Raw genomic sequence first — 25852 nt, 5'->3', positions numbered from 1 at the left:
GCAAAAAGCGGCGAGCGTGCTCAGATCGCGAGGAGCGGCGGATCGAGTAGCGGGGGCAGGACGCGCGAAGCGAGCTGGGTCACGGGCGAGGCAAAAAGCGGCACGCGGGCTGGTTGCGCTGGGGTGTCGGTCGACGTGGCCTTGAGGTCCGGCGCGACCGGACAATGATGCTGCCCGCCATGCACGAGCTTCGATGCGGGATTCTGCCTGTCCTGTTCGTCGTCGCCGGCCGACAGGTGAAAGGCGGTTTTGCTTGCCGTGGAATGCGCCGACGCCGGTTCGGCGACGTGCATGCTGCAAAGCAGCACCCCGATGATCATCAGCAGTCGCATGAACGCATTCGGCATGGCCGTTCCCCTATCAGCGCGAAACCGATTTGTCGTGTGGCGAAATCATCTTGGCGAGATCGGGCAGCACCGGCATTGGACGGAAGGCGCTGATCCGTGCGCGGCCCGTATTGCCGACGGGCAGCCGCCCGGTTAGCGATCCCAGCGGGACGAGGGCGAGCCGCAGCAGCTGGCCGGCCGTCTCGCGCCAGTCGCGAAGGGCAATCGCAAAACCCAGCATGTGCCAGCGCGCAGACAGGTGAAGCGCGAAGAAGGGCTGCGCGAAGATGTGCGTGCGTCCGATGGCATTCCAGGCGGCGGGATGGTCACTGTCGCGGCGAGCGGCACTATATTGCGTCATCTCGACCGCGATCAGGGCGGTCGCGGCCCGACGGTCCAACATGCTCATGCGACTCTCCCTTCGCTCGATTCGCTGCCCTTATGCACCCTGTAGCTACTACAGGGTCAAGCCTGCCGATCGATCCAAACCGCCGGACGCATTTTCGGATCGGCGACATGCTACCGACTTGTCGCGACCGCGATGCGGAAGCGCCGGCGGGTGCCGGTCACACGGGGTGGAAGGGCTCCAGCATGCCGAACCATGCGACGAGCGCGAGGATCGCGAGACCTGCCAACGCTTCGAGGACCAGGCTGCGGCGCATCGCGCGCGCGGCGCGCGCAGGATCGGTATCGGGCTCATCGAATGCGCGCCTGAGCGCCGGGGTGAGACGCCAGCGGTTGGCGGCGGCGAGCGCCAGCATCGCGGCGAACAGGACGAGCTTTATCGCGAGAAGCTGACCATAGGGCGACGCGATCGACCGCCCGATATTTGCGGCCCCGACGATCATCTGGCCGTTCACCAGTCCGGTCGCCGCGATCACGAGCACGCACAATGTCCCCACCGGCGCGAACCGGTCGAGGCTTCGGGCCGTCATCGCGAGACGGGCTTTTGCGACCGGTTCGCCCGGAAGGAGCATCAGGAGGAAGCCGGCAATCGCGCCCAGCCAGATCGCGGCGGCAATCATATGGAGCGCGTCGCTTGCCCGGTGAATCCGTCCGGCGGTGCCTTCGCTCGCTCCGGCATGGCCCCACCAGACGAGCGTCGCCAGCGCGACGGCCCCGGCGGCGGCGACGATCATTGTCGGCGCGACCGGGTTGCGGGCGATACGGAAAGCGACGACCGCAGCGACAAGCAGGGCTGCCATGCGCACGAGCCAGGCGACACCGACATCGGTCTCGCTCACGAGCGTGATGACCATTGCCGGGTCGATGGCGAAGATTCCGACCCCCTGCATGCTGGCGGTCAGGACCGCCATGCCCATGAGCGAAAGGAACAGGGCCGCGGCGCAGAGCCACGGCAGCGGCCGGGAGATGATCGATCCCAGTTCGGGATCCTGCCGCTCGCCAGGCTCCAGCGCATGGAGCGGGAAAGCGGCCAGTCCCGCGATGAGCATCAGGACCGCGAACAGCGCGAACCGGATACTCATCAGCAGAAGATCGGCCACGGCCTTATTTCACCGTGAAGCTGAATTCGCTTCCCATGCGGTGCGTATCGGCGCCCGCTGCCGACCATTTGACCTTGTAGGTGCCGGGGACGAGCGCGCGCTTGGCGGTAAGCGTCAGCGACTTGCCGTCCTTGCCCATCGCCGAGGCCGCAGGAATCTTCATCGGCGCATGATTGGCCATGCCGGGCATGCCGGTCATCACCAGTTCGGCCTTCACCGTCGAGGCGACGAGCTTCTCGTTGAAGCGAAGGGTGACCGAGGTCACCTTTGAGACGGTGGCATTCGCGGCCGGCGTCGAACCGACGAGCTTGGCATGCGCACTGGCCGCGGCCGGCATCAGAAGGAGGGCGACGGCGGCCGCCGCGGCGGGGAGAAATGACTTCATCATAAAAACCTCCAAATTCGGGTCTGTCCTGCTAATACGCAAAGCGGCGGCACGGCCCTTGGAAAATCGGCAACCTCTTGTTGGATTACTTCTGAGGGATGATGCGATCGTGCGCGTATTATCTGTTGTGGACTGCGGGAAGACCGATGGACGAACTCCGGATTTTGAATGAAGCGCGGGTGCCGATCGAGCTCGATACGCTTGACGACCGCATCCTTACTGCGCTCGCCGGACGGCAGCGCGAGGCGTCGGCGGTGCGGCGCATGATGGCGGTTGCGGCTTTTGTGTCGCTTGGCGGCGGTTTCGTCGCCGGTAGCGCGATCGTTCCGCCAGCCATCGCGGCGAGCCCGCTGACGCCGCTCATTCCGGCCACCCCGCTTGCCCCCTCGACCTTGCTGGATTCGCGCTGATGACCTCGTCGCGCCGGATGCTGTTCTTCGGTCTGATCGCCTTTGTCGCCGCGCTCGCGGGCGTATTGGCCGGACGCCTCGTCGTCGAGACGCCGCGTGCCAGCGAAACCGAACTTCACGCGCTTCTTCATCGCGAGTTGAAGCTTTCACCCGCGCAGCAGGTAAAGCTCGACAAGATCGAGGCGAAATTCGCGACCCGGCGCGATGCGCTCGAACTCGACATGCGCGCCGCCAATATTCGGCTCGCGCAGGCGATCGAAGCCGAGCATGGCTATGGACCGCGCGTTACCGAGGCGATCGACGAGACCCACCGGGTGATGGGCGAGCTGCAGAAGGAAACGCTCCAGCACCTGTTTGCGATGCGCGTCGTTCTCGATCGCGAGCAGGCCGCGATGTTCGACAAGAGCGTGGTCCAGGCGCTGACCGCCGATGCGCGGTGAGTCTCGACCTTGCGCAATGTAGCGACCGCGAGCTCGCCGCGCTTGCAAGTGCAGGTCAACAACAGGTCTATCGGGAATTGTTGCGACGGTACAAGGCACCGGTGTTTCGCCTGATCCGTGCCAATATCGGCGATCCGGACGAGGCAATGGATTTGACGCAGGAAACCTTTGTCGCCGGCTTTGGGGCGCTTGGCCGCTATGATGCGGACCGGCCTTTCCGGATATGGATTGCCCGGATCGCGCTCAACAAGTGCCGCGACTGGGCGCGGCGCCGCTCGGTCAGGTCCTTCTTCGCGCGGGCCTTGCCGCTCGAAAGCGCGCATGATGTCGCGAGCGACGGTCCGGCGCCCGATGCCGAAGCGGCCGATCGGGCCGAACTCGCCCGTGTCCGCGCCGCTATGTCCCGCCTCGCACCCAATTTGCGCGAGGTTCTGGTCCTTCGCGGCGTCGAGGAGCTGAGCCAGGCGGAAACCGCCGAACTGCTCCAGACAAGCGAGAAGACGGTCGAAACGCGGCTCTACCGTGCCCGTGCAAAATTGAAGGCACTGCTCGGCGAGACGGCCGCGCGCGGGACAGGCTGAAGGCGGAAACATGGCTCACCCCGCAATTTCATTTGAAAGGGTGAGGGACGGGTGCGTGTGCCGCGTATGACTATTGAACCAAGGCAATATCCGGGAATTTTATGCAGATAGGCAGGCGTCGTTTCGTGACGGGAGCATTGGGCGGCGGGACCGTGGCCGCGCTTGCACCCTGGTTTCCGGCTTGGGCGCAGTCGGTGTCGCCCGGCATCGTCGCGCCGCTGCCGACGGTATCGGGCAATGACATCACCCTGCGCATCGCGCGCCAGACGATGCGGATCGACGGCAAGCTCAGCCGCGCGATCGGGATCAACGGCACCGTGCCCGCGCCGCTCGTCCGCCTGAAGGAAGGCCAGACCGCCCGGCTCACCGTCGTCAACGACCTCGACGAGGACAGCTCGATCCATTGGCACGGGCTGATCCTGCCCTTCCATATGGACGGCGTGCCCGGCGTCAGCTTCCCCGGCATCAAGCCCCGGTCGCGCTTCGTCTATGAATTTCCGGTCGTCCAGTCGGGGACCTACTGGTATCACAGCCATTCGGGATTGCAGGAGCAGCTCGGTCATTACGGCCCGATCGTCATCGATCCCACAGGTCCCGATCCGGTCGGCTATGACCGCGAGCATGTCGTCGTCCTCTCCGACCATAGCCAGCTGTCGCCCGAGGCGATCTTCCGCAAGCTGAAGGTCAATCCAGGCCATTTCAACATGCAGCGCCAGACCCTGTCGGGGCTGCTCGCGGGCAAGGACCAGTCGCTGAAGGAGCGCGTCGAATGGGGCGCGATGCGGATGGACCCGACCGATATCGCCGACGTCAACGGGTCGACCTATAGCTTCCTCGTCAACGGCCACGGTCCGCGCGATAATTGGACCGCGCTCTTCAATCCCGGCGAGCGCGTGCGGCTGCGGATCATCAACGCATCGGCGATGACGATCTTCAATGTGCGCATCCCCGGTCTCAGGATGACCGTCGTGCAGGCCGACGGCCTCAACGTCGTTCCGACCGATATCGACGAGTTCCAGATCGCCGTCGCCGAGACCTATGATGTGATCGTGACCCCGGCCGAGGACCGCGCCTATACCTTTGTCGCCGAGGCCAACGACCGCTCGGGCATGGGCCGCGCGACGCTCGCGCCGCGCGCCGGCATGGCCGCCGAGGTGCCGCCGCTTCGCGAACGGCCGCTCGCGACCATGAAGGACATGGGCATGGGCGCGATGGCGAGCGGCGATGCGTCGTGCACGCCCGAACATGCGGCGATGGGCCATTGCACGCCGCCGCCCGCCGAGGGCGGGGCCGTCGATCACGCGGCGATGGGGCATGGTGCCGGGGGCATGAACCATAGCATGCGCGACTTCAGTGTCGCGCCGCAGGTCAAGCGCGATCCAAGCGTCCAGTCGATCTCGCCGATGCCGGTCGACCGCATGGGCGAACCGGGGCAGGGGCTCGAGGACGTCGGGCACAAAGTGCTCACTTACCACGACCTTGTCGCGCTCGAACGCAATCCCGATGTGCGCGCCGCCTCGCGCTCGCTCGACATCCACCTCACCGGCAACATGGAACGCTTCATGTGGTCGTTCGACGGGGTGAAGATGTCGGACCATCACGAACCGATCCCCTTCATCGAGGGCGAGCGGGTCCGGATCAACCTCATCAACGATTCGATGATGAGTCACCCGATCCATCTTCACGGCCATTTCTTCGAACTGGTCACGGGGAAGGGCGACCGCTCGCCGCGCAAGCATACGGTGCTGGTCCAACCGGGCGGCACCGCGAGCTTCGATTTCACCGCCGACGCGCTCGGCGACTGGGCGTTCCACTGCCATATGCTCTACCACATGCATGCCGGGATGATGCGGGTGGTGAGCGTTCGCCCGAAAGGAGACGCGGCATGACCCGGATCGCGCTCCTGCTCGCGGGCATCGCGCCGCTCGCCTTCGCCGTCCCCGCTGCGGCCCAGTCGATGGATCATTCAATGCACGGAGCGGCGCCCGCGCTGACGCCGGCGCCCAAGCCTGCGCCCGCCCCCGCGCCTTCGCCAGCACCTGTCGTCCGGCCCGCGCCCACCGGCGACGCGCCGGCCGAATCCCCGGGCTGCGCGCCCGAACATGCGGCGATGGGCCATTGCACGCCCAAGCCCGAGACCATGGACAAGAGCGGACCCGCAATGGACGCGATGGACCATGGCGCGATGTCGCCGTCCGATCCCGACTGCCCGCCCGAGCATGCGAGCATGGGCCATTGCACCCCGAAGGCCGCGGGCACGATGGAAGCGAAGAGCGGCGCCAGCGGCACCGACTCGCCCCCGGGCGACGCCACCGCGCCCGCGCCCCCCTCCGACTGGTATGCCGACCGCATCTATTCCAGGGCCGAAATGGAACATTCGCGCCACGAGATGATGAAGGAGAATGGCGGACAGACCATCGCCTTCATCAGCTTCAATCTCGCCGAATATCAGGCGCGCAAGGGCCGCGACGGCTTCCGGTGGGATGGCGAGGCCTGGTACGGCGGCGACATCAACCGGCTGACGATCAAGAGCGAAGGCGAGGGCGTCTTCGGCGAGGGCGTAGAGGGTGCCGAAATGCAGGCGCTCTACAGCCGCGCGATCGGACCCTATTTTAATGCGCAGGCTGGCATCCGGCAGGATCTGGGGCCGGGCCCTGACCGTACCTATGCGACGATCGGTTTCGAGGGGCTCGCGCCATACTGGTTTGAAGTCGAGGGCGCGCTTTTCCTCTCGAACAAGGGCGACCTGCTCGGCCGCCTCGAGGGTTATTACGACCAGCGCATCACGCAGAAGCTCGTCCTCCAGCCGATGGCCGAACTCAATTTCTCGGCTCAGGATGTGCCCGAAACCGGAACGGGCTCCGGCCTGTCCGACGTCGAACTGGGGCTTCGCCTGCGATACGAAATCGTCAGGGAGTTCGCGCCCTATGTTGGCGTCGAATGGGCGCGCAAGGTCGGCGACACCGCGCGCTTTGCCCGCGCGGCAGGCGAGGATGCGAGCGGGGTCAGCTTCGTAATGGGGATACGCGCCTGGTTTTGAGCTGCGGCGGGCGGCGGCATTCCGCGCGGTTCGCCGGGAATAGAAATGCCCGATGGGAGCAAGAACGTCTTCGACGTGACGGCCTTCGGCGGCGAGGGTCAGTCCCGGGTTTTTGCGGCCTAGCAGGCGCCCGGCACGCATCTCCGCCTGAATTCAAAAAAATGTCATGGGGCGTGAGGGGTAGATGCTTCGGATGCGTATTATATGGACCGACTGCGCACTGCTGATACGCAACTAAGATATTGATCTTCAACGCAATTTTATGTTGACCTGTATATACATTTGATGCTCTCTGAGGTGGGTAACGCAACCAGAAGGGGGTTTCGCGATGAAGATCAGGACAGTTTTGCTCGCAGGCGCAGCGGTTTGTGCGGGCATTTCCGCCCCAGCATTCGCGCAAGCCGAGTCGGCACCCGAGACGGGCGCTGAAGGCGCGACCAGCGGCAGCGACATCGTCGTGACCGGGTCGCGCATCCGCCGCCAGGATCTCGCCGGTGTCGGTCCGGCGACCGTGGTATCCGCCGAGCAGATCGAAAATACCGGTGTCGTCAATATCGAGACGGTGCTGCAGCGCTTGCCCGCCAACGCTGGCTTCGCGGGCAACCAGACCTCGGCTTATTGGGCGAACAACGGCTATGGCACGGCGCAGGTGAACCTCCGCGGCCTCGGCATCAAGCGCACGCTCGTGCTGCTCAACGGTCGCCGTCTCGTCGCGGGCGGCACCGGGGCGAACTCGTCGCCCGACCTCAACATGATTCCCGTCGCGGCACTCGCACGCACTGATGTGCTCAAGGACGGCGCATCGGCGATCTATGGCGCCGACGCAATGGCGGGCGTCGTCAACCTTGTGACCCGCACCGATTATGAAGGTCTTGGCCTCAGCGTGCGTCAGGGGCTTACCGAAAAGGGCGACGGTTCGGACTTCACCGCCGACCTCCTCTGGGGCGTCCGCAATGATCGCGGCGGCTTCATGGCGGCCGTCACCTATCAGAAGACGAGTGCGGTCAACATGGCGTCGCGCGCGCCTTGCTCGCTGGCCGAAACCACGCCGGGAACGCTCGGATGCGTCAACAGCGCCTCGACGATCGGCGGGCGGGCGGTGCTGCCGAACGGGCAGCAGATCAACTTCAATCAGGTGCTGGGCGGTAACGGCAATTTCTTCGAGCCGTACAGTGCGGCCAAGCATAATTTCAACTCGAACCCGTTCCTGAACGCGGTGAGCCCGGTCGAGCGCGTCAGCACGGCGTTTTTCGCCGACTATGATCTGACCGACAATATCGAGGCGTTCGGCGAATTCCTTTATACCTTCCGCAAATCGAACCAGATCGCGACGCCCGGTACGCTGCGAAATCTTTCGATCGCGGCGAGCAATCCAACCAACCCGACGGGGCAGAATATCGTCCTCATTCAACGCCGCCTCGCCGAGCCCGGCCCGCGCGAATTCTTCCAGGAAACCGACACCTGGCAGGGCACCTTCGGCCTTCGCGGCAAGCTCTCGAACAATTGGGGATGGGAAATCGCGGGCGCGTTCGGCCGCAACACCGCAGTCGATGGTTCGACCAACATCGCCAACCTCGAGCGAGTGGCCAATACGCTCGACACGACCAAGTGCAGCCTTGCCGCCGGTGCGACGATCCCGTGCGCCGACTATCTCGGCTTTGGCGACCTGACGCCGGAGGTCCTCGATTATATTCTCTTCACGTCGCGCGATCGCGGCGGCAATGAGCTCGCGACGGTCACCGCCGATATCAACGGCGACCTGTTCAAGCTCCCCGCGGGGCCCGTCTCCTTTGCGGCAGGCGTCGTCTATCGCAAGGAAAAGGGCTGGCGCGATCCTGATCCGCTGACGGTGTTGGGTATCGCCAACACCAACCAGCAAAGCCCGATTTCGGGGACGAGCGTCGCCAAGGAAGCTTATCTCGAACTCTCGGTGCCGATCCTTGCCGATAAGCCCTTCTTCGAAGCGCTGACGCTCGATGGCGCGGTGCGCTACTCCGACTATGACCTGTTCGGCAGCGACTGGAACTATAAGGCGAGCCTCGACTGGATGATCAGCGACAGCTTCCGGCTGCGCGGCACCTACGGCACCGGCTTTCGCATCCCGAACGTTCCCGAGCTGTTCGGCGGCGTGTCCGAAGGCAATCTGACGACCACCGACCCCTGCTCGCGCTATTCGACGAGCGGCAATGCCGGGCTGATCGCCAATTGTCAGGCGTCGGGCGTGCCGGCAAATTATGTCCAGCTCGGTACGACGATCCTGACCACGGTCGGCGGCAACGAGGATCTGAAACCCGAGAGTTCGACGACCTGGACGGTCGGCACGGTCATCACGCCCAAGGGGTTGATTGCCGGCCTGTCGCTCACCGCCGACTGGTTCGACATCAAGATCAAGGACGCGATCCGCGCGATTCCGGGCTCGACCAAGCTCGCAATCTGCTATGCGAGCACGAACCTGTCGCATCCCTTCTGCGACGATTTCACGCGAAGCCCGCTCACCGGCGAGGTCACCTTCCTCTCCGCCCAGCCGATCAATACCGGCCGCGAGGAGATGAACGGGCTCGACCTCGGTCTCGTCTACGCGGGCGGCATCGGCAGCGTGAATGTCTCGCTGGACGTCAACCTGACCTACCTCAACAAATATGTCGTCCTGCCCTTCCCGGGCGGCGCCCCGATCGATTTCGACGGCTTCATTGGTGGCGGCAACGGCGGTTATCCGAAGTGGCGCGGCTATGGCGTGCTGACCGCTGAAAAGGACGGTGTCAGCGCGACCTGGTCGACCCAGTGGGTCGGCAAGGCGACCGACTTCAATGCGGCCCCCGGCGAGATCGGCTACAGCACGCCCAATGTCTTCTACCACAATCTCCAGGTCGCGTTCGAAATCGACGAGAAGACCCGCTTCCAGCTCGGCGTCGACAATCTGTTCGATCGCAAGGCGCCCTATATCCAGAGCTTCACCGATGCGAACACCGACACGATGACCTATGACCTGCTCGGACGGCGTTTCTACGTCGGCTTCCGGACGGCTTTCTGAGGGTAATCGATATGGCGATCCGTTGGCCGCTGCTCGTCCGGCGAACGCATAAATGGCTGGCCCTGGTGGTCGGCATCCAGGCTCTGCTCTGGACGCTGACCGGCTTCTACATGGTGGTTGTGCACATCGACACCATTCATGGCGACCATCTCGTGCGCGCGCCGGCGATTCGATCATACGACCTGGCGGATATGGCGCCGCCGTCGCGGATCGTTGCGGCCGCGCCCGGTGCATCCGAGCTTCGCTTGCAGCGGTTCTTCGATCGCCCCGTCTGGCGAGCAGAAACGCCCGAGGGGGCGCGGCTGTTCGATGCCCGCTCGGGTGCGCCGCTGCCTGCGTTGACCGAGTCCCAGGTTCGCGAACAGGCGCGGCGCATCTACACCAGTGACGGCAAGATCGTGTCGGTACGCCTGCTGACCAAGGCGCCGCAAGAAATGCAGTCACGGGCGCCGCCCTATTGGCAGGTCGAGTTCGAGGGCTGGAACCGCCCGACGCTCTATCTCTCGCCGCAGACGGGCGAGCTGATTTCGCGGCGCCACGCACTCTGGCGCGTCTTCGACTTCGCCTGGATGCTTCACATCATGGATTATGACGAGCGGACCGACGTCAACAATCCGCTGCTTCGCGTCGCAACCTGGAGTGCCTTCGCGATGGCGCTTTCCGGGGCCTGGCTGCTGATCTGGTCTTTCAAGCGCCGCAAAGGGAAGAAGGCATGAGGAAGATTCGCCTGACGCCGCTATTTTTCCGGCGCATCCACAAATGGGTCGGCCTGATCCTCGGGCTGCAATTCCTGCTCTGGGCCCTGAGCGGCTCGGTGATGGCGCTGCTCGACACGGACAAGGTCGGCGGGCACGGCGGCGGCATGTCGCACGCTCACCCGCTGCCGGCCGGCGATTATTTCGACGTTGCGGCGCTGCCGCGCCACGAACCCGTCACCGGCATCGTCCTGCGCGACCTTGGTGCGCGCCCGATCTATGAACTTCGCACGACCAAGGGCACGCGCCTCGTCGATGCGACGAGCGGCGAGACGGTCCATGTCGACGAGCAGATGGCGCGCGACATCGCATCGATGATGAACGAGGCGCCGATCCGCAAGGTGAGCGTGCTCGCGAAGCCCAATCTGGAATCGCGCGATCATGAAGGCGCGATGTGGCGGGTCGACTTTGCCGATGCCGAGAATAGCAGCGCTTATGTCTCGCTCGACACCGCGCGCTTTCTTGTCATGCGCGGCGATAGCTGGCGGACGTGGGACTTCTTCTGGATGCTCCACAATATGGACTATGTGAACCGGAAGAGCTTCAACCACCCGCTCATTATCTTCGTCGCCTTCGGCGCGTTATGGCTCTCGGGCACCGGCTTCTACCTGCTGTTCAAGAGTTTCAGCCGCGCCGACTTCCGCTGGCTGCGCCGACGCCGCAAACCCGTCGTCACCCGCAGCGCGGCCTGACCTGCCGGCGGTCAGTCGTCGATCGAGAAGGCGGCCGACAGCTCGAAGCGCGATCCGGGATGCGTCAGCCAGGCGTGGCTGACGAGGCGCGAATGACTCCATGTCCGGCGCGTCATCCGCAGCACGGGTTCGCCATCCGACAGCCCCAGCATGCTGTGGGTGTGCGCGTCGGGCATCTCGGCGCGAACCCGATGTTCGACCCGTTCGAGCGGCGCCGTCCTTGTCAGATACTCGTTGGGCGTCATCTGCGTGAAGTCGATCTTGCCATAGTCGGGGGCGGCTGACGCGAGCACGAAACGCTCTTCGAGCTGGATCGGGAATTCGGCTTCATGGTGCACGATGATCGAGTGGAACAGCCTGGTCCCGATCGGAACCTCGAGCAGCGCCGCCATGTCGGCATTGGCGCGTATCTCATCATTCTGCACGACGCGCGCCCGGTAGACATGCCCGCGCTCCCGGATTTCTTCGGCGATATTGCGGATTTCGATCATCTGGCCGATCGGCTTGGGCTCGGCGATGAACGATCCGCTGCCCGCGCGGCGTACGAGAACGCCCGCGGCTTGTAGCTCGCGTAGTGCCCGATTGGCGGTCATGCGCGACACGTCGAACTGTTGGACCAGCTCGGCTTCCGACGGCACCCGGTCGCCCGGCTTCAGATGCCCGTCGCGAACGGCATCGCAAATGCTCTGCTTGATGGCGGCGTAACGAGGCGGAGACCGGTCATTTTCGTTGTCAGGGCCGCTGGGCCGGGCGGCCGCGGATCCATTCGAAAGCTTTGATCCGCGTCCGGGCGTGCGAGTGATAAAATCCATAACCCGTCTATACAGGTTGCGGTCGACAGAAGCCAAGCACGCTGTTTGCAGGGCGCTCAGACGCCCGGCAGGCCGGCTAACCGGGCCGGCGTAACGACGGGTTCGTTCCGATCCTTGCGTTCCGAATAGCGGTCGACGAGCTGGGCGGCGTGGCCGCGCGTCAGCACGGTGAAGCGCACCAGTTCTTCGGCGACATCGACAATCCGGTCATAATAGCTCGAGGGCAGCATACGACCCGCCTCGTCGAACTCCTGATAGGCCTTGGCGACGCTCGACTGGTTGGGGATGGTGATCATCCGCATCCAGCGGCCGAGAATGCGGAGCGTGTTCACACTGTTGAACGATTGTGATCCCGCCGAGACCTGCATGACCGCGAGGGCACGGCCCTGCGTCGGGCGGAGGCCCTTAAAGGCGAGCGGGAGATGATCGACCTGCGCCTTCATGATCCCGGTGATCTGGCCGTGACGTTCGGGGCTGCACCAGACCTGGCCTTCGGACCAGAGCGAATGCTGCCGGAGGTCCTCGACCGCCGGATGATCGTCGTCGGCGATCAGGTCGGGAAGCGGCAGGTCCGTGGGATCGAAGATGCGCGTTTCGCAGCCGAAAAGCTGGAGAAGGCGCGCAGTCTCTTCGATGACGAGCCGCGAATAGGAGCGTTCGCGCAAGCTCCCGTAGAGCAGCAGGATGCGCGGCGCGGGATCGAGCGGGCCGAGGCCCAGCGCCGGTTGCGACCGTATATATTCTGCGCTCAGCGCCGGAAGATGGGTGGGGTGGGTGAGTGTGCGCAGGCGCGAGAAGGTCGGGGCAGTCATGGAGTTCAGTCTTTCGCGGGGGTGGACGCCGGAAACCAGCGGCGTCCGAACCAGAAGGCGACGCTCACCAGCAGGATGAGCACGGGAACCTCGACGAGCGGGCCGATGACGGCGGCGAAGGCGACCGGCGACGCAAGGCCGAAGGCGGCGATGGCGACCGCGATCGCGAGCTCGAAATTATTACCCGCCGCTGTGAAGGCGACCGCGGTCGTGCGCGGATAATCGGCCTCGATAAGATTGCCCATCCAGAAGCTGATGACGAACTGGACGACGAAATAGATGGCGAGCGGAATGGCGATGCGCACAACGTCGCCGGGAATGGCGACGATCTCGCCGCCCTTGAGGCTGAACATCGCGACGATCGTGAAGAGCAGCGCGACAAGCGTGATCGGCGCGATGCGGGGCAGGAAGCGCGTCTCGTACCAGTCATTGCCTTTGGCGCCGGCCAGCCATTTGCGGGTGAGATATCCCGCCGCAAATGGAATGCCGAGGTAGATGAGGACCGCTTCGGCGACGGTCCGGAAGCTGACGTCGATCACGCTCCCTTCGAGCCCGAAAAGCGGCGGCAAGATGGTCAGGAAGAACCAGGCATAGACGCTGAAAAACAGAATCTGGAAGATCGAGTTGAAGGCGACGAGCGCGGCGACATATTGATTGTCGCCTTTCGCGAGCTGGTTCCAGACGATGACCATCGCGATGCAGCGCGCGAGGCCGATCAGGATCAGTCCGGTCATATATTCGGGCTTGTCCGACAGGAAGATCACCGCGAGCGCGAACATCAGGACGGGACCGATGATCCAGTTCTGGATGAGCGAGATGGCGAGAACCCTCTTGTCCTCGAAAACGCGCGGAAGCTCTTCATAGCGGACGCGCGCCAGCGGCGGATACATCATCAGGATGAGGCCGATTGCAATCGGGATATTGGTCGACCCGACCGACAGCGCGTCGATCGCTGCAGGCAGGCCGTCGAAGGTCGACCCGAGCCAGACGCCGAGCGCCATCGCAAGGCAGATCCAGAGCGTCAGGTAGCGATCGAGGAACGACAGCCGTTCCCGCTTGATAGCGTTGGACATGGATGTTCTTCCTCAGGGCTGGATGCGATTTCCGTCTGCGTCGACGACGCGCTCGCCATCCTCCTTTGCAAAGGCGCCGACCTGACGGGCCGGAAGGATATCGAGCACCGCTTCGGATGGCCGACAGAGCCTTACCCCGAGCGACGACACGACAAGCGGCCGGTTAATCAGGATCGGGTGCGCCATCATCGCCTCGACCAGCGCCGCATCGTCGAGGGACGGATCGGCAAGACCCAGCTCGGCATAAGGCGTTCCCTTTTCGCGGAGGAGCTCGCGCGGCGCGATACCCGCCCGCTCGATCAGTTGTTCCAGCAGAGCGCGCGATGGGGGCGTTTTCAGATATTCCACGACATGCGGCTCGATCCCGGCGTTGCGGATCAGCGCGAGCGTGTTGCGCGACGTCCCGCATTTCGGGTTATGGTAGATGATGATATCGGTCATGACGCCGGTTCCTTCAGCAGCACGCCAGTTCGGCAAGCAGAGGCTCGCAAAGCTCGGCGCGTCCCTGGCAGCAATCCTTGGCGAGGAAGAGCATCAGGCCGCGAAGGGCGTCGATATCCGCGCGCTGGATAATCTGGCGCCCGCGCTTCTCGGATGTCACGAGGCCGGCCCTGGCGAGTACCGCGAGATGAGTCGAGAAGGTGCTTTGGGTGAGTTCCGATGCCTCGACGAGCTGACCCGTCGACAGGCCTTCCGGTTCATGTTTGACGAGCAGGCGGAACGCATCGAGGCGGGTTGGATGCGCCAGCGCGGCGAGAATGGCCAAAGCGGAATCAGTTTGCATGCATCGGGATTATCCGATGGAAGCGCGTCGGTCAATTCTTATCGGGAATATCCGATAAGTTGGCACGGTTGCAACGCCCTTCTCAGCGGACGAGGCATCGCTTAGCGCACGTTGGCATGACCGCTTCGAGCTCGGGGTTGGACATTTGGCCTAAATCGCTGACGATCCAACCCGTGCCGTTCAAATAGCGGACGGCCATGGAACGACATTCAATTCGAGTCTTGGCGGCGGGATGCGGGCGGCTCCCATTTTTGCTGATGTCCCCATACGGACTAGCCCGATACTCTCCTCACCAAAATGACATGAGGAGGATGCGATGGATCTGGGTCTCAAGGGCAAGAAAGTCATCATGAACGGCGGTGCGCACGGGCTGGGGCTCGCGTCGCTCAAGATTTTCGCTGCCGAAGGAGCCGATGTCGCCTTCCTTTCGCGCGACGCCGACAAGGTGAAGGCAGCAGTCGCGGCGATCGACGCCGAGGGGCCGGGCAAGGTGTTTGGCGAGCAGTTCGACATGACCGGCAATCCCGACGGTTATCGTGAGTGGCTGGCGAAGGCGCGCGATGCGCTCGGCGGCTGCGACATCTTCATACACACCGCGAGTTCTTCGGGGCAGGGCGCGACCGGCGACTGGCAGCGCGGGCTCGACATGGATGTCATGGGTGCGGTGCACGGGGTTGAGGTGCTGACCGAGGCGCTCGCCGCGTCGGGGTCGGGATCGATCATCTTCATGTCATCGACCGCCGCGGTCGAGACCTTCATCGTGCCGCAAGCGTTCAATGCGCTGAAGGCGGCGCTTATCACCTATGGCTCGCAATTGAGCCAGGCGCTCGCGGCGCAGAATATCCGCGTCAACATCGTGTCGCCCGGCGCAATCTATTATCCAGGCGGCAATTGGGAGGTGATCAAGTCGGCGGTGCCGGCGCTTTACGAAGGCACGCTCGCTCAGATGCCGATGGGGCGTTTCGGCGAGCCCGAGGAGGTTGCGAAGGGCATCGTCTTCATGGCGTCGCCCGCCTGTCCCTATATGACCGGCGCGCATCTCGTCATCGACGGCGGTTTCACCAAGCGCGTCCAGTTCTAGGCGCCGCGCGATGAAGCTTTATCAATCGCTTGGCCCCAATCCGCGCGTGGTGTTGATGTACCTCGCCGAAACGGGGCTGACGCTCGACCGGCAGTTCGTCGACATCATGGCGGCCGAGAACCGCCGACCCGATTTCTACGCGAAAAGCCCGCTCGGCCATACGCCTTTGCTCGAATTCGACGATGGCAGCCATATCGTCGAAAGCATCGCGATCTGCGAATATCTGGCCGAAACGCATGCCGCGAACGAGCTTCTCGGCGCGACGCCGGAACAGCGGGCGCGGACCCGGATGTTCGTGCGCATCGTCGACCAGCTTGTCGTCGTGCCGATGACCGCGGGCTTTCGCGGCGCCGAAGGCTTGCCGATGTTCAGGGACCGGGTGCTGTGCCTGCCTGATGCCGCCGCCGACCTGAAGCGGCTTGCGGCGAGCGGGCTCGAAGCGGTGAACGACATCGTCGGCGCCGGACCATGGATCGCGGGCGAGCGCTTCAGCCTCGCCGACATCCTGCTCTATAGCTTCGTCGAGTTCGGCGCGATGGTCGGCCAGGCGCCCGATCCCGCGCTGACCCATCTCGCCGCCTGGCGCGACCGCGTTGCCGCCCGTCCCAGCGCCGTCGCCAGCGCCAACCCCCAATACGGCATCGGAGAGCCTGCATGACCGACATGACGATCGATCGCGACAAGTTGCGCGACATCTACACCCGCACGATGCGCGTCGCGCGTGCCGACGAAAAATTCCGCTCGCTGCTGATGACCGGCAAGCTCGCGGTGATTTATTACACGGTGCGCGGACAGGAGTTGGTGTCCGCGGCGGCGATGGCGGCGCTCAATCAGGACGATTATCTCGTCACCACCTATCGCGGCCAGCACGATCAGATCGCCAAGGGTGTGCCGCTGAACCCGCTGTTCGCCGAAATTGCGGGCAAGGTCGGCGGCACCTGCCGCGGCAAGGGCGGGTCGATGCATATCACCCATCCCGAAACCGGCGTGATGGTGACGACGGGCGTCGTCGGGTCGGGGCTGCCCATCGCCAACGGCCTCGCGCTGGCGTCGCAGAACCGCGGCGACGGCAAGGTAACGATGGTTTGCTTTGGTGATGGCGCGACCAATATCGGCGCGTTTCACGAGGCGATGAACATGGCGCAGTTGTGGAAGCTGCCCGTGATCTTCCTCTGCCAGAACAACCGCTACGGCGAACACACCGCCTTTGCCGACCATACTAAGGTCGATTCGATCGTCACCCGCGCCCGGGCTTACGGAATGGACGGCGTAAAGGTCGACGGCAACGACGCGATCGCGATGTACAATACGACGAGGGCCGCGGTCGACCGCGCCCGCGCAGGCGAGGGGCCGACGCTGATCGAGGCGATGTGCTACCGGATGATGGGCCATTTCTTCGGCGCCGACTTCTCTTACATGCCGCCCGAGCATCTTGCCGAGATGGCGGCGGAGGATCCCCTGCCCCGGCTGCGCCAGCTGATGCTCGATCATCAGTTCACCGAGGCCGACCTCGACGCGATCGTTGCCGACCTCGACGCCCAGATGGACGCGGCGGCTGAGTTCGCGGCGAACAGCCCGCTGCCGGGACCCGAGGAAATCCGCAAGGATGTCTTCGAAGAGGAGATTGCGGCATGAGCATGCAGATCACGATGACGCAGGCGATCAACCGCGCGATCGACGAAGCGATGGCCGAGGATGAAGGCGTGATCCTGCTCGGCGAGGATGTCGCCGCGAAGCAGGGCGGCGGAGTGTTCAAAATCTCGTCGGGTCTGACCGAAAAATATGGCGAGAACCGCATCCGCGCCACGCCGATTTCGGAGCAGGCGATCGTCGGCGCGTGCGTAGGCGCCGCGCTCGCGGGCTTCCGCCCGATCGCCGAGATCATGCTGATGAACTTCGTGACGGTCGCGATGGACCAGATCGTCAATCATGCCGCGAAGCTGCGCTTCATGTCGGGGGGACAGACCAATGTCCCGCTGGTGATCCGCACCACGACCGGCGTCGGGGTCGGCTTTGGCGGGCAGCATTCGGACATGCTCGAAGCCTGGTTCGCGCATGTCGCGGGGCTTAAGGTCGTCACGCCGTCGAATGCCGCCGATGCGCAGGGGCTGATGCGCGCGGCGATCGCGTGCAACGACCCGGTGATCTTCATCGAGAATATCCTCTGCTACGGCCTGAAATCCGACGATCCGGGTCCGGGGCATATCGTCCCGCTCGGAAAGGCGGCGATTGCGCGCGAGGGCAGCGACTGTACGATCGTCACCTATGGCCGCACTGTGCTCGACGCGCTCGAAATTGCGGGCAAGCTCGCCGAGGAGGGCATTTCGGTCGAGGTCATCGATCTCAGGACCATCGCCCCTTATGACGAGGCAACGGTCACGGCGTCGGTCGAAAAAACCGGCCGCGCGATCGTGCTGCACGAGGCGGTGAAGCAATATGGCACAGGCGCGGAGATCGCGTCGCGGCTTAATGAAATGCTGTTTGGCAAACTGAAGGCGCCGGTGACGCGCATCGGCGGTGCCTTCTCTGCGGTCCCGATGGCGAACGCGCTCGAACAGGCGTGGATACCGAACAAGGATGCGATCGCCGATGCGGTGCGGACCGCCGTAAACTGGAAGGGCTGAGGCGATGGCTGAGGAACTGCGCATCCCGAAAATCGGCATGTCGGCGACCGAAATGACGCTCAACGAATGGATGTTCGGCGACGGCGAGCGCGTCGAGGTCGGCGACATCATCTACACGGTCGAGACCGACAAGACGACGGTCGAGATCGAGGCGCAGGTCGCGGGTACGATCCGCCCGACGGGCGTCGAGGGCGAGGTCTATCCGGTCGGCGCGCTCGTCGGCACGATCGAATGACGCCGCTCGAAGCCAGCAAGGCGATGTATGCCGCGGTCGCGCGCGGGGAGTGGGATGCGGTCGCCGACTTCATGGCCGACGATCTCGTTATCCATGAGCCGACTTCGCTTCCTTACGGGGGCGAGTGGCGCGGGCGCGATGCGCTGCAGAAACTCTACGCGCACGTCATGGGCTATTGGGAAGAGCCGGTGGTCCGATGGATGGAGCTGGTCGGCGGCGAGACATATGCCGTCGCTTTGCTCCACTTCACCGTCACCGCGAAGTCGAGCGGCAAAAGGTTCGAGACCCACATCGCCGAGGTCACCGAGTTCGACGACGCCGGAAAAATGGCGTCAATGCGCATCCATTATTTCGACACCGCGCACATGGTCGAGCAATTGAAGGCATAAGAGATGAACGAAGCGCCGCACGTCATCGTCCTCGGCACCGGCGGCGCGGGGCTGACCGCCGCGATTTCGGCGCATGAAGCCGGCGCGTGCGTCTCGCTGTTCGAAAAGGGCAATCAGGTCGGCGGCACCACGGCCTGGTCGGGCGGGATGATCTGGATCCCGAACAATCATCATGAGGCCGGGCTCGGCGTCGAGGACAGCCGCGACAAGGCGCTGACTTACCTTATGTCGATGTCGCATGGGCTGATGCAGAGGCATATGGTCGAGGCGTTCCTCGATCATGGGCCCGAGATGGTCGCGTTCCTTGAGGCGAACACGCCGGTGCAGTTCCGGCCGATCCCCGAATTTCCCGATTATCACGCCGAATTTCCGGGCGGGATGCCGAACGGCGGGCGCTCGCTCGACTGCCCGCTGTATTCCTTCCACGAGCTCGGCGACTGGGCCGGCAAGGTGATCAGATCGCCCTACTATCCCTCGCCGCATTTCTCGATCTACGACACGCCGCTCGGACAGGCGAAGCCGCGGCCACTCGCGCCAGAGGAATTGCAGCGGCGGATCGACTGCGATTTGCGAGGCAGCGGACAGGCGCTGGTCGGGCGCTTGCTGCGCGCATGCCTCGATCGCGGGATCGAACCGCAGACGGGGCATCGTGCGGTGCGGTTGATGATGGAGAACGACCGCGTGGCAGGCGTGGTGTTCGAGACCGCCGGAGGCGAAGTCGGGGTCGCCGCCGATGCGGTGGTCCTCGCGACGGGCGGTTTCGAATGGGATGCCGACCTGCTCCGCGCCTTCATTCGCGGGCCGCTAACGCATCCACTGAGTCCTAAGACCAATACTGGCGACGGGCTCAAGATGGCGATGCGCGTCGGCGCGATGCTCGGCAATATGCGCGAGGCGTGGTGGATGCCGGTCGCCGAAGTGCCGGAGAGCGACTGCTCGACCGGCAAGACGCTCGTTGCGGGACAGCGCAGCCTGCCGCATTCAATCATGGTCAACCGCGCGGGTCAGCGCTTCACCAACGAGGCGGCCAACTACAATGCGATCGGCGCGGCGTTTCACGATCAGGATGTCAGCGCGTTCGACTATAAGAACCTGCCGTGCTGGCTGATCTTCGACCAGCAATATATCGACCGCTTCGGTTTCGGGATGATCAGCGGCGAGCGCGGCGTCGCGCCGCCGCAATGGGCGATGCGCGCCGAAAGCCTGCCCGAACTGGCCGCGCGACTCGGGATTGATGCCGAGGCATTGGAGGCGACGGTGGAGCGCTTCAACGCGCATTGTGCCACCGGCCGCGATCCAGATTTCGGTCGCGGCGATGCGGCGCACGACCAATGGTGGGGCGATCCCGACGGGCGCGGCTCGACCGCCGCGACACTGGGGCCGATCGGCAAGGCGCCCTTCTTCGCGATCGAGCTCAAAAGCGGTGCGCTCGGCACCAAGGGCGGGCCGCAGACCGACGTCCGCGCGCAGGTGCTGAGCGTTGATGGCGGACCGATCGCGGGGCTGTATGCCGCAGGCAATGTCATGGCCTCGGCGATGGGCATGACCTACGGCGGCCCGGGCGGGACAATTGCGCCCGGCATGGTGTTCGGTTTTCTTGCGGGGCGCCACGCGGCGACGATGTCCAACAAGCAGCTGGAGGGTGCGGCATGAAAAAGGTCATCGTCCTCGGCGCGCCCGCCGATCAGGGGATTCCGCTGCTCACCGCGCTGAAGGCACGAGGCATCGAACCGACCGCCGGCGTGCGGCGGCCGGGCGCGATGGCGGAGACTGTGCATCCCGACGTGCCCGAGGTGGCAGCAGATCTCTACGACGTTGCGAGCCTGACCGCCGCCTTTCGCGGGCAGGACGCACTGGCGATGCATCTGCCGTTTGAGTTCGACCGTGAGCGCGCCGCAACGATGGGCCGCAATATCGCTGCGGCGGCGAGCGCGGCGGACCTCCAGAAGATCGTCTTTAACACCAGCTGCTTCGTCGCCGACCACGACCTTGGCCTGTCGGCGCACGACGGGCGGCGCGATATCGAACGCGCGGTTCATGAAAGTGGTGTGCCCTATGCCATCATCGAACCGATGGTGTTCATGGACAATATCACCCGCATCTGGTCGCGCCCGGCGATCGTGAACAGCGGGGTGTTCGCCTATCCAGCGGCCGATACGCTGAAGATCAGCTGGGTCTGCCTCGATGATGTAGCGGCCTATATGGTCTCGGCCTTGCTGCACGAGGATCTGATTGCCGACCGGATCGCGGTGGGCGGGCCGGAGGCCCTGGTCGGCGCCGAAATCGCCGAGCGACTGAGTGTCGCGGCGGAACGTCCGGTGCGCTTCCAAAGCCTGTCGCCCGACGAATTCGCGGCGCGGATGAGCGAACTCGTCACCGGCTCGCGCGATGTCCAGCCGTTCAGCATCTATGACGGAATGGCGAAATTCTATCGCTGGTATAACGATCAGCCGGTCTCGCCCGTCGCGCTTGACACGATCCCTGCGGCGCGGCTCCTCGGCGTGACGCCGACGCCGTTCGCCGACTGGGCGGCGCGACAGGACTGGTCACCAGTGACGGTGCCCGCTTAGAGCGCGATCAACTTGTAAATTCTTTCCTGTGCCCCCGCGAGGAGGGGGCCTATCTCCTGCCGGTTTCATCCGGCGCGGACCGGAGATAGGCTTCCGCCTTTGCGGGAGCACATGGCTATTTTTCGGCGATGATCTGCCCCTCAATATCGGATAATCAGGGCAACTGCTCGTCGATATATTTGCCAAGCGTGCGGTGGAAATGCCGGATGCGGCTCTCCTGATAATGGCCGAGCTCGATCACGCCATTCGGCGAGGATTTCATTCCCTCCTGCACATAGGGGAGATTCTCCATATCTTGGTCGAACACCCCGGCAAGCGCGGCGCCGATCAAATGGCTCGCGCTGGCGAAGGGCTGGTCGTCGGGGATCAGGTGCATCGGCGCCGACTTGGGCGCCTTTTCGCCCTTCGGCGTGCGCGTCAGGATGCGGACCTCCATCAGGCTGTGCCCGGCGTCGCCCCACGGCCGCCAGCGATAGACGATGTTCGGCACCAGCCCGCCCCATGGCGCCCAGTTGGGAAAGACATTATAAGTGAAATTGTCGAGCATCTCGCTGTCGGTCGCGTTCGAATAATCATACCCGTTCATCGCCGAAAAGGCATCGCGATTCGCCTGCGCCAGCACCTTCCGCGCGAGCATCGGATCGTCGGCGTCGAAACCTTTCAGGTCGGCTGGATCGCCGGTCGCGCGCCGCGCGCGGCTGTCGCCGCCGCCGATGAATTCTTCGAGCGATTTCAGGACATAGAATTGATCCTTGCCCTTGATGTGCGGCGACATCGCGCCTGCGGGCGTGATCGCGCGGTTGAGGAAGTCGCCATAGAGGTCGTAGCGTGTGTTCGCGTCGGCGGTGAAGCCGAGGATTTGCGGGTGGGTGACGATGCTGTGCCACGCCTCCATGAAGGCTTCGGCGACCGCCTTCCAGTTCGCGGGGATGACGCGGCCGACCCATGCGGCGGTATGGCATTCATCGAGCCGCCAATTGTCATAATGCTCGACACCGGGGCCGACCCAGCCGCGAAATGGCGGCAGGTCGGGGTTCTCGGTGACGAGGATGAATCCCTGCCAGCGGTCGACCTTCAGCTCGGGCAGGCTCATGTCCTTGTCGTCGAGATGTTTGAAGTCCCACGCGCACGGCGCTTCCTTGAAGCGGCCGTCGTGATGCCAGGAAAAGCCGTGGAAAGGGCAGCGCAAGTTCACCGCGGGTCCGCTCTCGGTGCGCAGCTTGCGCCCGCGGTGGAGGCAGACGTTGTAGAAGGCTTTGACCGAGCTGTCCTTCTGGCGGACGAGGAGGATGCTCTTTTCGTTGATGTCGTAGACGACGGTATCGCCCGGGTTTGGCATATCCTCTTCGCGCGCGGCGAACTGCCAGATGTTCGGCCACATCTTCTCGCGTTCGAGCTTCGCCCAATCCTCGCTGACATAGCGCTCGATCGCGATCGGCTCGTCGCCGAGCTCCTGATTCGATTCGGCGAAAAGATAGTCGGGAACGCGCCGCGTATCGGCCTTCAGCATGTCGGTGTAGCTGGTCCCGGGGCAACGATCGTCGCGATTGTCGGCCTGGGGAGGACTGAGGTCGTTCATCACTAGCTCCGGAAAGGTCGGGCGATCTGGTCGAGCGGCATCTTGCACGCCGCGGCGATCGAGCGGTGGACGCCGTGCAGCGCGGGTTCATTCGCGCCGAGCACGACGCGGAAGTCGTCGGGAGCGGTCAGCAGGTTGGAATAACCGCTGCTCGCGACACGATAATCTTCGGTCTGCACGACGGTGGCGGTCGCGTCATAGGCGATCTCGCACATCGCGCGATGCTCTTCGCTCTCGACGCCGAAGGGGGCGTAGACCGCGAACTGGCAGAACATCTTGCCCGCGCCGTCGGGGAAGAGTCGGAAAACCTGCGTGAAATAGACGCCGGGGGTCACCGCGCCGAAGAAGATCACGGTGTTCGGGAAGAGGAAATGCACCCCGCCATAATCGGTTTCGGGCCATTCGCGTTCGTCCTTGCCGACGAGATTGCCGATCGACAGGTCGGGGAAGCTGACGCGGTGGTGGCGGCCGATCGGCTCGTAGACATTGCGGTCGCTATAGTGCGTCCCGCCGATCGTCGAGGCGTGGAGCATCTTGAAATGATAGCCCTCGCCATAGGTGTCGAGCGCGAATTTCCAGTTCGAATCCGCCGTCAGGATGCCCTTCTTCACCGGCTCGGCGCGGTGGAGCTCGAGTTGCGCGAGCACCGGCCCGAAATCGCCGAGATGCGCCGCGGCATCGATCGGTTCACCGTCGGGATTGGCGCGCACGAAGATCAGACCGAGATGTTCTGCGCACGGAAGCTCGATCAGGTTGCGTGCTCCGATCTCGCAGTTGGCGAAGCCTTCCTTGCCGGGCTGGCCGATAAGGGTGCCCGCCGGGTCGAAGGTCCAGGCGTGAAACGGGCAGACGAGCCGCGGTCGCGGGCCCTGCCAGGGCTCCTTTTCCTCGACCAGCCTGGCGCCGCGATGCGTGCACATGTTGAGGAACGCGCGCGCGGTGCCGTCCTTGCCGCGCATGACGAGGATCGACGGACCGACCGAGTCGAAGACCAGTGTATCGCCCGTCTCGGGAATATCGCCCGACAGGCCGACGACAATCGGCTCGTTCCGGAAGATATGCTCCATCTCGGCGGCATGGCGCGCCTCGCCGGTGTATATGGACTTGTGCAGCGGCAGCGGTGCTTCTGCGCGGTCGGTGCGGTTCTCGGCGACGATTGCAACCAGCTTGCGCAGGCCCGCGCGCGCATTGCGCTTGCGGACGGCAAACCAGTCCTGCGGTGCGATCTTCGGATCGGACTCGGCCATGGCACTCCCTCACATTTTGCCCAGTATGACTCCGGGTCTCGAAAAGCTTATCGCACAAAGCCCGGCGCTTGTGCGCTATCGCTTTTGAGGGGGAGACAGATGCCCGGACCCAAATCGTTCGCGTCGCTTGGCGACATCATGCAGCTCGCTTTTGTGCCGTCGGATTTCGACGCAGCGATCCGGCACTGGACCGAGGTGATGGGCGCCGGGCCGTTCTTCCTGTTGCCGAACGTGTCGCTTCCCGGCGGGCGCTATCGCGGCGAGCCTAGCAATCCGGTCTTTACGATGGCGCTCGGCTATTGGGGCGATATGCAGATCGAGCTGATCCGGCCTGAGAATGATGCGAAGTCGCTCTATCGCGGCGAATATGGCGTCGCGGATGTACTGCACCATGTGTGCGTAATGGTGGACTCGATCGCCGAGGTGCGGACGCGATGCGGTGAGGTCGGAGCGGAGATTATTTTCGAGGCACCGGTCGGCGACACCGGCGGGGTGATTTATGCCGATCCGGGCACCGGCCCCGGCACGCTCGTCGAGTTGCTCGAGCCGCAGGCGGGCACGCGCGAACTGTTCGCGATGATGCGCGATGCGGCGAAGGGCTGGGACGGCAGCGAGCCGCTCCGTCGTCTGGGTTAGCTATTCGCGCCCAAATAACCCAGCTGTCCGGCCTTGAAGATCGTCTGCGCGCGGTTGACCGAGTTCAGTTTCTCGCCCGCGCGGTGGACGTGATAGCGCACGGTCGCGTGGCTCAACGAGATGATCATGCCGATCTCGCGGTCGGTCTTGCCGATTGCCGCCCAGCGCAGGCATTCGACCTCGCGCTTCGACAGCTCGCAGTCCGACGGGATGCGCCGCTTCGTCCGCATCGCCGAGGCATATCCGGCGATGAAACGCCGCGTCGCGAGCGCCAGCGTGTCGCCGATCGCGGCGAACATGTCCGACAGATCGGTGATGTCGGGGTCCGACGGTTGAAAGCTGTTCGCCGAAATCTGCCCGAACGGCAGATGGACGGGAACGACGATCGCTGCCTTGTACCGATCGTGCGCGGAAAAATAGCGCGAGAGGTCGATGTCGTCGAGATAGGGGTTGGGGTTCGCGGTGCGGAAGCCGTCGGCGTTGCACCAGAAAGGCTCGCTTTCGTAGCGGCACGAGCGCGGCAGCGGCGAGTGAAGCGCGAGCCTGTGATCCTCCCACCAGCGCTCGCCATCGCCGAGCCAGCCGAACAGGTCGGCCGCGAGGACCGTGCCATCGGCGTCGACCATCGTTTCCTTGGACGCAATATCGTCACAGAGCGCCGCGCGCAGGCCATAAGCGGCGGCATAATCGCGCAGCACCACCGCGGCGTCGTGGATATCCTCCGCGCTGCGAACCGTGACCGCATCGACGAGCGTCCTGGCATCCATTGGGCGCGCAAACCCGTCGATCGGCAGTTTTTCTGCCTGTTCTCCCATAAGCGGGACTATTTCACACTGGCCGGCAAG

General features: G+C 64.2%; 29 protein-coding genes. 17 read left to right on the top strand and 12 right to left on the bottom strand.

What is annotated here, in order from left to right; all coding sequences use genetic code 11:
- Positions 1-20: 20 nt before the first annotated feature.
- From ASD73_RS13140 to copC, 4 genes are all read right to left on the bottom strand, one after another.
- Complete coding sequence (locus ASD73_RS13140; protein ID WP_056372865.1) at positions 21-347, bottom strand: hypothetical protein; 327 nt, start codon at positions 345-347, stop codon at positions 21-23.
- A 13-nt stretch (positions 348-360) separates the two neighbouring features.
- Positions 361-735 carry a DUF3703 domain-containing protein gene (locus ASD73_RS13135; protein ID WP_235534364.1) on the bottom strand — a complete coding sequence of 125 codons (375 nt, stop codon included), beginning with the start codon at positions 733-735 and terminating at the stop codon, positions 361-363.
- 157 nt (positions 736-892) lie between these two features.
- Complete coding sequence (copD, locus tag ASD73_RS13130; RefSeq protein ID WP_056372864.1) at positions 893-1831, bottom strand: copper homeostasis membrane protein CopD; 939 nt, start codon at positions 1829-1831, stop codon at positions 893-895.
- A gap of 4 nt (positions 1832-1835) precedes the next feature.
- Positions 1836-2219 (bottom strand): copper homeostasis periplasmic binding protein CopC, encoded by a 384-nt coding sequence (gene copC, locus ASD73_RS13125; protein WP_056372863.1) that lies wholly within the window; start codon positions 2217-2219, stop codon positions 1836-1838.
- 143 nt (positions 2220-2362) lie between these two features.
- Here copC and ASD73_RS13120 point away from each other — a divergent pair, with 143 nt between their 5' ends.
- The 8 genes from ASD73_RS13120 to ASD73_RS13085 all read left to right on the top strand — a co-directional run bounded on the left by ASD73_RS13120 (position 2363) and on the right by ASD73_RS13085 (position 11165).
- Positions 2363-2626 carry a hypothetical protein gene (locus ASD73_RS13120; protein WP_056372862.1) on the top strand — a complete coding sequence of 88 codons (264 nt, stop codon included), beginning with the start codon at positions 2363-2365 and terminating at the stop codon, positions 2624-2626.
- Positions 2626-3066, top strand: coding sequence for a periplasmic heavy metal sensor (locus ASD73_RS13115; protein WP_056372861.1), 441 nt, complete (start codon positions 2626-2628; stop codon positions 3064-3066). The genes ASD73_RS13120 and ASD73_RS13115 overlap by 1 nt, the downstream gene beginning before the upstream one ends.
- Positions 3063-3647 (top strand): RNA polymerase sigma factor, encoded by a 585-nt coding sequence (locus ASD73_RS13110; protein WP_056372860.1) that lies wholly within the window; start codon positions 3063-3065, stop codon positions 3645-3647. Before ASD73_RS13115 ends, ASD73_RS13110 begins: the two co-directional genes overlap by 4 nt.
- A 101-nt stretch (positions 3648-3748) precedes the next feature.
- Positions 3749-5536: a copper resistance system multicopper oxidase gene (locus ASD73_RS13105; RefSeq protein ID WP_056372859.1), complete on the top strand. Its 1788-nt coding sequence runs from the start codon at positions 3749-3751 to the stop codon at positions 5534-5536.
- The gene (locus tag ASD73_RS13100; RefSeq protein WP_056372858.1) at positions 5533-6687 is read left to right on the top strand and encodes a copper resistance protein B; all 1155 of its coding nucleotides are present in this window, start codon (positions 5533-5535) and stop codon (positions 6685-6687) included. The genes ASD73_RS13105 and ASD73_RS13100 overlap by 4 nt, the downstream gene beginning before the upstream one ends.
- A gap of 328 nt (positions 6688-7015) precedes the next feature.
- Positions 7016-9718, top strand: coding sequence for a TonB-dependent receptor domain-containing protein (locus ASD73_RS13095; protein ID WP_056372857.1), 2703 nt, complete (start codon positions 7016-7018; stop codon positions 9716-9718).
- An 11-nt stretch (positions 9719-9729) separates the two neighbouring features.
- Positions 9730-10434, top strand: coding sequence for a PepSY domain-containing protein (locus tag ASD73_RS13090; RefSeq protein WP_056372856.1), 705 nt, complete (start codon positions 9730-9732; stop codon positions 10432-10434).
- Positions 10431-11165, top strand: coding sequence for a PepSY domain-containing protein (locus ASD73_RS13085; protein ID WP_056372855.1), 735 nt, complete (start codon positions 10431-10433; stop codon positions 11163-11165). The genes ASD73_RS13090 and ASD73_RS13085 overlap by 4 nt, the downstream gene beginning before the upstream one ends.
- An 11-nt stretch (positions 11166-11176) precedes the next feature.
- On the opposite strand, the gene hutC is transcribed toward ASD73_RS13085, so the two are convergent.
- The 5 genes from hutC to ASD73_RS13060 are packed head-to-tail and all read right to left on the bottom strand — an operon-like array spanning position 11177 to position 14646.
- A complete protein-coding gene (gene hutC / locus ASD73_RS13080; RefSeq protein WP_235534362.1) occupies positions 11177-11977 on the bottom strand; it encodes a histidine utilization repressor in 801 nt (266 codons plus the stop codon).
- 56 nt (positions 11978-12033) lie between these two features.
- The gene (gene arsH / locus ASD73_RS13075; protein ID WP_056372854.1) at positions 12034-12789 is read right to left on the bottom strand and encodes an arsenical resistance protein ArsH; all 756 of its coding nucleotides are present in this window, start codon (positions 12787-12789) and stop codon (positions 12034-12036) included.
- A 5-nt stretch (positions 12790-12794) separates the two neighbouring features.
- Complete coding sequence (arsB, locus tag ASD73_RS13070) at positions 12795-13862, bottom strand: ACR3 family arsenite efflux transporter (RefSeq protein ID WP_056372853.1); 1068 nt, start codon at positions 13860-13862, stop codon at positions 12795-12797.
- Between the two features lie 12 nt (positions 13863-13874).
- Positions 13875-14303, bottom strand: a complete 429-nt coding sequence (gene arsC / locus ASD73_RS13065; RefSeq protein ID WP_056372852.1) for an arsenate reductase (glutaredoxin) — start codon at positions 14301-14303, stop codon at positions 13875-13877.
- A 13-nt stretch (positions 14304-14316) separates the two neighbouring features.
- Positions 14317-14646 carry an ArsR/SmtB family transcription factor gene (locus tag ASD73_RS13060; RefSeq protein WP_056372851.1) on the bottom strand — a complete coding sequence of 110 codons (330 nt, stop codon included), beginning with the start codon at positions 14644-14646 and terminating at the stop codon, positions 14317-14319.
- 316 nt (positions 14647-14962) lie between these two features.
- Between ASD73_RS13060 and ASD73_RS13055 the strand changes: the two genes are divergently transcribed.
- From ASD73_RS13055 to ASD73_RS13020, 8 genes are read left to right on the top strand one after another with little or no spacing between them, the layout of a single operon-like run.
- Positions 14963-15727 carry an SDR family NAD(P)-dependent oxidoreductase gene (locus ASD73_RS13055; RefSeq protein ID WP_056372850.1) on the top strand — a complete coding sequence of 255 codons (765 nt, stop codon included), beginning with the start codon at positions 14963-14965 and terminating at the stop codon, positions 15725-15727.
- A gap of 10 nt (positions 15728-15737) precedes the next feature.
- Positions 15738-16385, top strand: coding sequence for a glutathione S-transferase family protein (locus ASD73_RS13050; protein WP_056372849.1), 648 nt, complete (start codon positions 15738-15740; stop codon positions 16383-16385).
- Complete coding sequence (locus ASD73_RS13045) at positions 16382-17362, top strand: thiamine pyrophosphate-dependent dehydrogenase E1 component subunit alpha (RefSeq protein WP_056372848.1); 981 nt, start codon at positions 16382-16384, stop codon at positions 17360-17362. The genes ASD73_RS13050 and ASD73_RS13045 overlap by 4 nt, the downstream gene beginning before the upstream one ends.
- Positions 17359-18351, top strand: coding sequence for an alpha-ketoacid dehydrogenase subunit beta (locus ASD73_RS13040; RefSeq protein WP_056372847.1), 993 nt, complete (start codon positions 17359-17361; stop codon positions 18349-18351). The genes ASD73_RS13045 and ASD73_RS13040 overlap by 4 nt, the downstream gene beginning before the upstream one ends.
- A gap of 4 nt (positions 18352-18355) precedes the next feature.
- On the top strand, positions 18356-18586 hold the full coding sequence (locus ASD73_RS13035) for a biotin/lipoyl-containing protein (protein WP_056372846.1): 231 nt from the start codon (positions 18356-18358) through the stop codon (positions 18584-18586).
- On the top strand, positions 18583-18975 hold the full coding sequence (locus ASD73_RS13030; RefSeq protein ID WP_056372845.1) for a nuclear transport factor 2 family protein: 393 nt from the start codon (positions 18583-18585) through the stop codon (positions 18973-18975). The genes ASD73_RS13035 and ASD73_RS13030 overlap by 4 nt, the downstream gene beginning before the upstream one ends.
- Before the next feature lie 3 nt (positions 18976-18978).
- On the top strand, positions 18979-20628 hold the full coding sequence (locus ASD73_RS13025) for an FAD-dependent oxidoreductase (protein WP_056372844.1): 1650 nt from the start codon (positions 18979-18981) through the stop codon (positions 20626-20628).
- Complete coding sequence (locus tag ASD73_RS13020) at positions 20625-21545, top strand: SDR family oxidoreductase (protein WP_056372843.1); 921 nt, start codon at positions 20625-20627, stop codon at positions 21543-21545. The genes ASD73_RS13025 and ASD73_RS13020 overlap by 4 nt, the downstream gene beginning before the upstream one ends.
- A gap of 154 nt (positions 21546-21699) precedes the next feature.
- Here ASD73_RS13020 and ASD73_RS13015 read toward each other — a convergent pair whose 3' ends face one another.
- Together ASD73_RS13015 and ASD73_RS13010 are read right to left on the bottom strand one after the other, a co-directional pair.
- Positions 21700-23124: an aromatic ring-hydroxylating oxygenase subunit alpha gene (locus tag ASD73_RS13015; RefSeq protein WP_056372842.1), complete on the bottom strand. Its 1425-nt coding sequence runs from the start codon at positions 23122-23124 to the stop codon at positions 21700-21702.
- Between the two features lie 2 nt (positions 23125-23126).
- A complete protein-coding gene (locus ASD73_RS13010; protein ID WP_056372841.1) occupies positions 23127-24371 on the bottom strand; it encodes an aromatic ring-hydroxylating oxygenase subunit alpha in 1245 nt (414 codons plus the stop codon).
- Positions 24372-24470: 99 nt separating this feature from the next.
- On the opposite strand from ASD73_RS13010, the gene ASD73_RS13005 reads away from it, so the two are divergent.
- On the top strand, positions 24471-25007 hold the full coding sequence (locus ASD73_RS13005; protein ID WP_056372840.1) for a VOC family protein: 537 nt from the start codon (positions 24471-24473) through the stop codon (positions 25005-25007).
- On the opposite strand, the gene ASD73_RS13000 is transcribed toward ASD73_RS13005, so the two are convergent.
- The gene (locus tag ASD73_RS13000) at positions 25004-25822 is read right to left on the bottom strand and encodes a helix-turn-helix transcriptional regulator (RefSeq protein WP_235534360.1); all 819 of its coding nucleotides are present in this window, start codon (positions 25820-25822) and stop codon (positions 25004-25006) included. The genes ASD73_RS13005 and ASD73_RS13000 overlap by 4 nt on opposite strands.
- Positions 25823-25852: the final 30 nt, after the last annotated feature.

The sequence above is a fragment of the Sphingopyxis sp. Root154 genome (assembly GCF_001427105.1).
In the GTDB taxonomy this organism is placed as follows: domain Bacteria; phylum Pseudomonadota; class Alphaproteobacteria; order Sphingomonadales; family Sphingomonadaceae; genus Sphingopyxis.
The sequence above is the reverse complement of the archived record's forward strand: the minus strand, read 5'-3'. Positions and strand labels throughout refer to the sequence as shown.

Bases quoted from the DNA above. Each gene is read 5' to 3' on its own strand.
- ASD73_RS13005 (WP_056372840.1), top strand. From the start codon at position 24,471: ATGCCCGGACCCAAATCGTTCGCGTCGCTTGGCGACATCATGCAGCTC.
- ASD73_RS13000 (WP_235534360.1), bottom strand. From the start codon at position 25,822: ATGGGAGAACAGGCAGAAAAACTGCCGATCGACGGGTTTGCGCGCCCA.
- ASD73_RS13015 (WP_056372842.1), bottom strand. From the start codon at position 23,124: ATGAACGACCTCAGTCCTCCCCAGGCCGACAATCGCGACGATCGTTGC.
- ASD73_RS13010 (WP_056372841.1), bottom strand. From the start codon at position 24,371: ATGGCCGAGTCCGATCCGAAGATCGCACCGCAGGACTGGTTTGCCGTC.
- ASD73_RS13090 (WP_056372856.1), top strand. From the start codon at position 9,730: ATGGCGATCCGTTGGCCGCTGCTCGTCCGGCGAACGCATAAATGGCTG.
- ASD73_RS13030 (WP_056372845.1), top strand. From the start codon at position 18,583: ATGACGCCGCTCGAAGCCAGCAAGGCGATGTATGCCGCGGTCGCGCGC.
- ASD73_RS13045 (WP_056372848.1), top strand. From the start codon at position 16,382: ATGACCGACATGACGATCGATCGCGACAAGTTGCGCGACATCTACACC.
- ASD73_RS13120 (WP_056372862.1), top strand. From the start codon at position 2,363: ATGGACGAACTCCGGATTTTGAATGAAGCGCGGGTGCCGATCGAGCTC.
- ASD73_RS13115 (WP_056372861.1), top strand. From the start codon at position 2,626: ATGACCTCGTCGCGCCGGATGCTGTTCTTCGGTCTGATCGCCTTTGTC.
- hutC (WP_235534362.1), bottom strand. From the start codon at position 11,977: ATGGATTTTATCACTCGCACGCCCGGACGCGGATCAAAGCTTTCGAAT.
- ASD73_RS13140 (WP_056372865.1), bottom strand. From the start codon at position 347: ATGCCGAATGCGTTCATGCGACTGCTGATGATCATCGGGGTGCTGCTT.
- ASD73_RS13050 (WP_056372849.1), top strand. From the start codon at position 15,738: ATGAAGCTTTATCAATCGCTTGGCCCCAATCCGCGCGTGGTGTTGATG.
- arsC (WP_056372852.1), bottom strand. From the start codon at position 14,303: ATGACCGATATCATCATCTACCATAACCCGAAATGCGGGACGTCGCGC.
- ASD73_RS13085 (WP_056372855.1), top strand. From the start codon at position 10,431: ATGAGGAAGATTCGCCTGACGCCGCTATTTTTCCGGCGCATCCACAAA.
- ASD73_RS13135 (WP_235534364.1), bottom strand. From the start codon at position 735: ATGAGCATGTTGGACCGTCGGGCCGCGACCGCCCTGATCGCGGTCGAG.
- ASD73_RS13035 (WP_056372846.1), top strand. From the start codon at position 18,356: ATGGCTGAGGAACTGCGCATCCCGAAAATCGGCATGTCGGCGACCGAA.
- ASD73_RS13025 (WP_056372844.1), top strand. From the start codon at position 18,979: ATGAACGAAGCGCCGCACGTCATCGTCCTCGGCACCGGCGGCGCGGGG.
- ASD73_RS13060 (WP_056372851.1), bottom strand. From the start codon at position 14,646: ATGCAAACTGATTCCGCTTTGGCCATTCTCGCCGCGCTGGCGCATCCA.
- arsH (WP_056372854.1), bottom strand. From the start codon at position 12,789: ATGACTGCCCCGACCTTCTCGCGCCTGCGCACACTCACCCACCCCACC.
- ASD73_RS13100 (WP_056372858.1), top strand. From the start codon at position 5,533: ATGACCCGGATCGCGCTCCTGCTCGCGGGCATCGCGCCGCTCGCCTTC.
- copC (WP_056372863.1), bottom strand. From the start codon at position 2,219: ATGATGAAGTCATTTCTCCCCGCCGCGGCGGCCGCCGTCGCCCTCCTT.
- ASD73_RS13105 (WP_056372859.1), top strand. From the start codon at position 3,749: ATGCAGATAGGCAGGCGTCGTTTCGTGACGGGAGCATTGGGCGGCGGG.
- ASD73_RS13040 (WP_056372847.1), top strand. From the start codon at position 17,359: ATGAGCATGCAGATCACGATGACGCAGGCGATCAACCGCGCGATCGAC.
- arsB (WP_056372853.1), bottom strand. From the start codon at position 13,862: ATGTCCAACGCTATCAAGCGGGAACGGCTGTCGTTCCTCGATCGCTAC.
- ASD73_RS13020 (WP_056372843.1), top strand. From the start codon at position 20,625: ATGAAAAAGGTCATCGTCCTCGGCGCGCCCGCCGATCAGGGGATTCCG.
- ASD73_RS13055 (WP_056372850.1), top strand. From the start codon at position 14,963: ATGGATCTGGGTCTCAAGGGCAAGAAAGTCATCATGAACGGCGGTGCG.
- ASD73_RS13095 (WP_056372857.1), top strand. From the start codon at position 7,016: ATGAAGATCAGGACAGTTTTGCTCGCAGGCGCAGCGGTTTGTGCGGGC.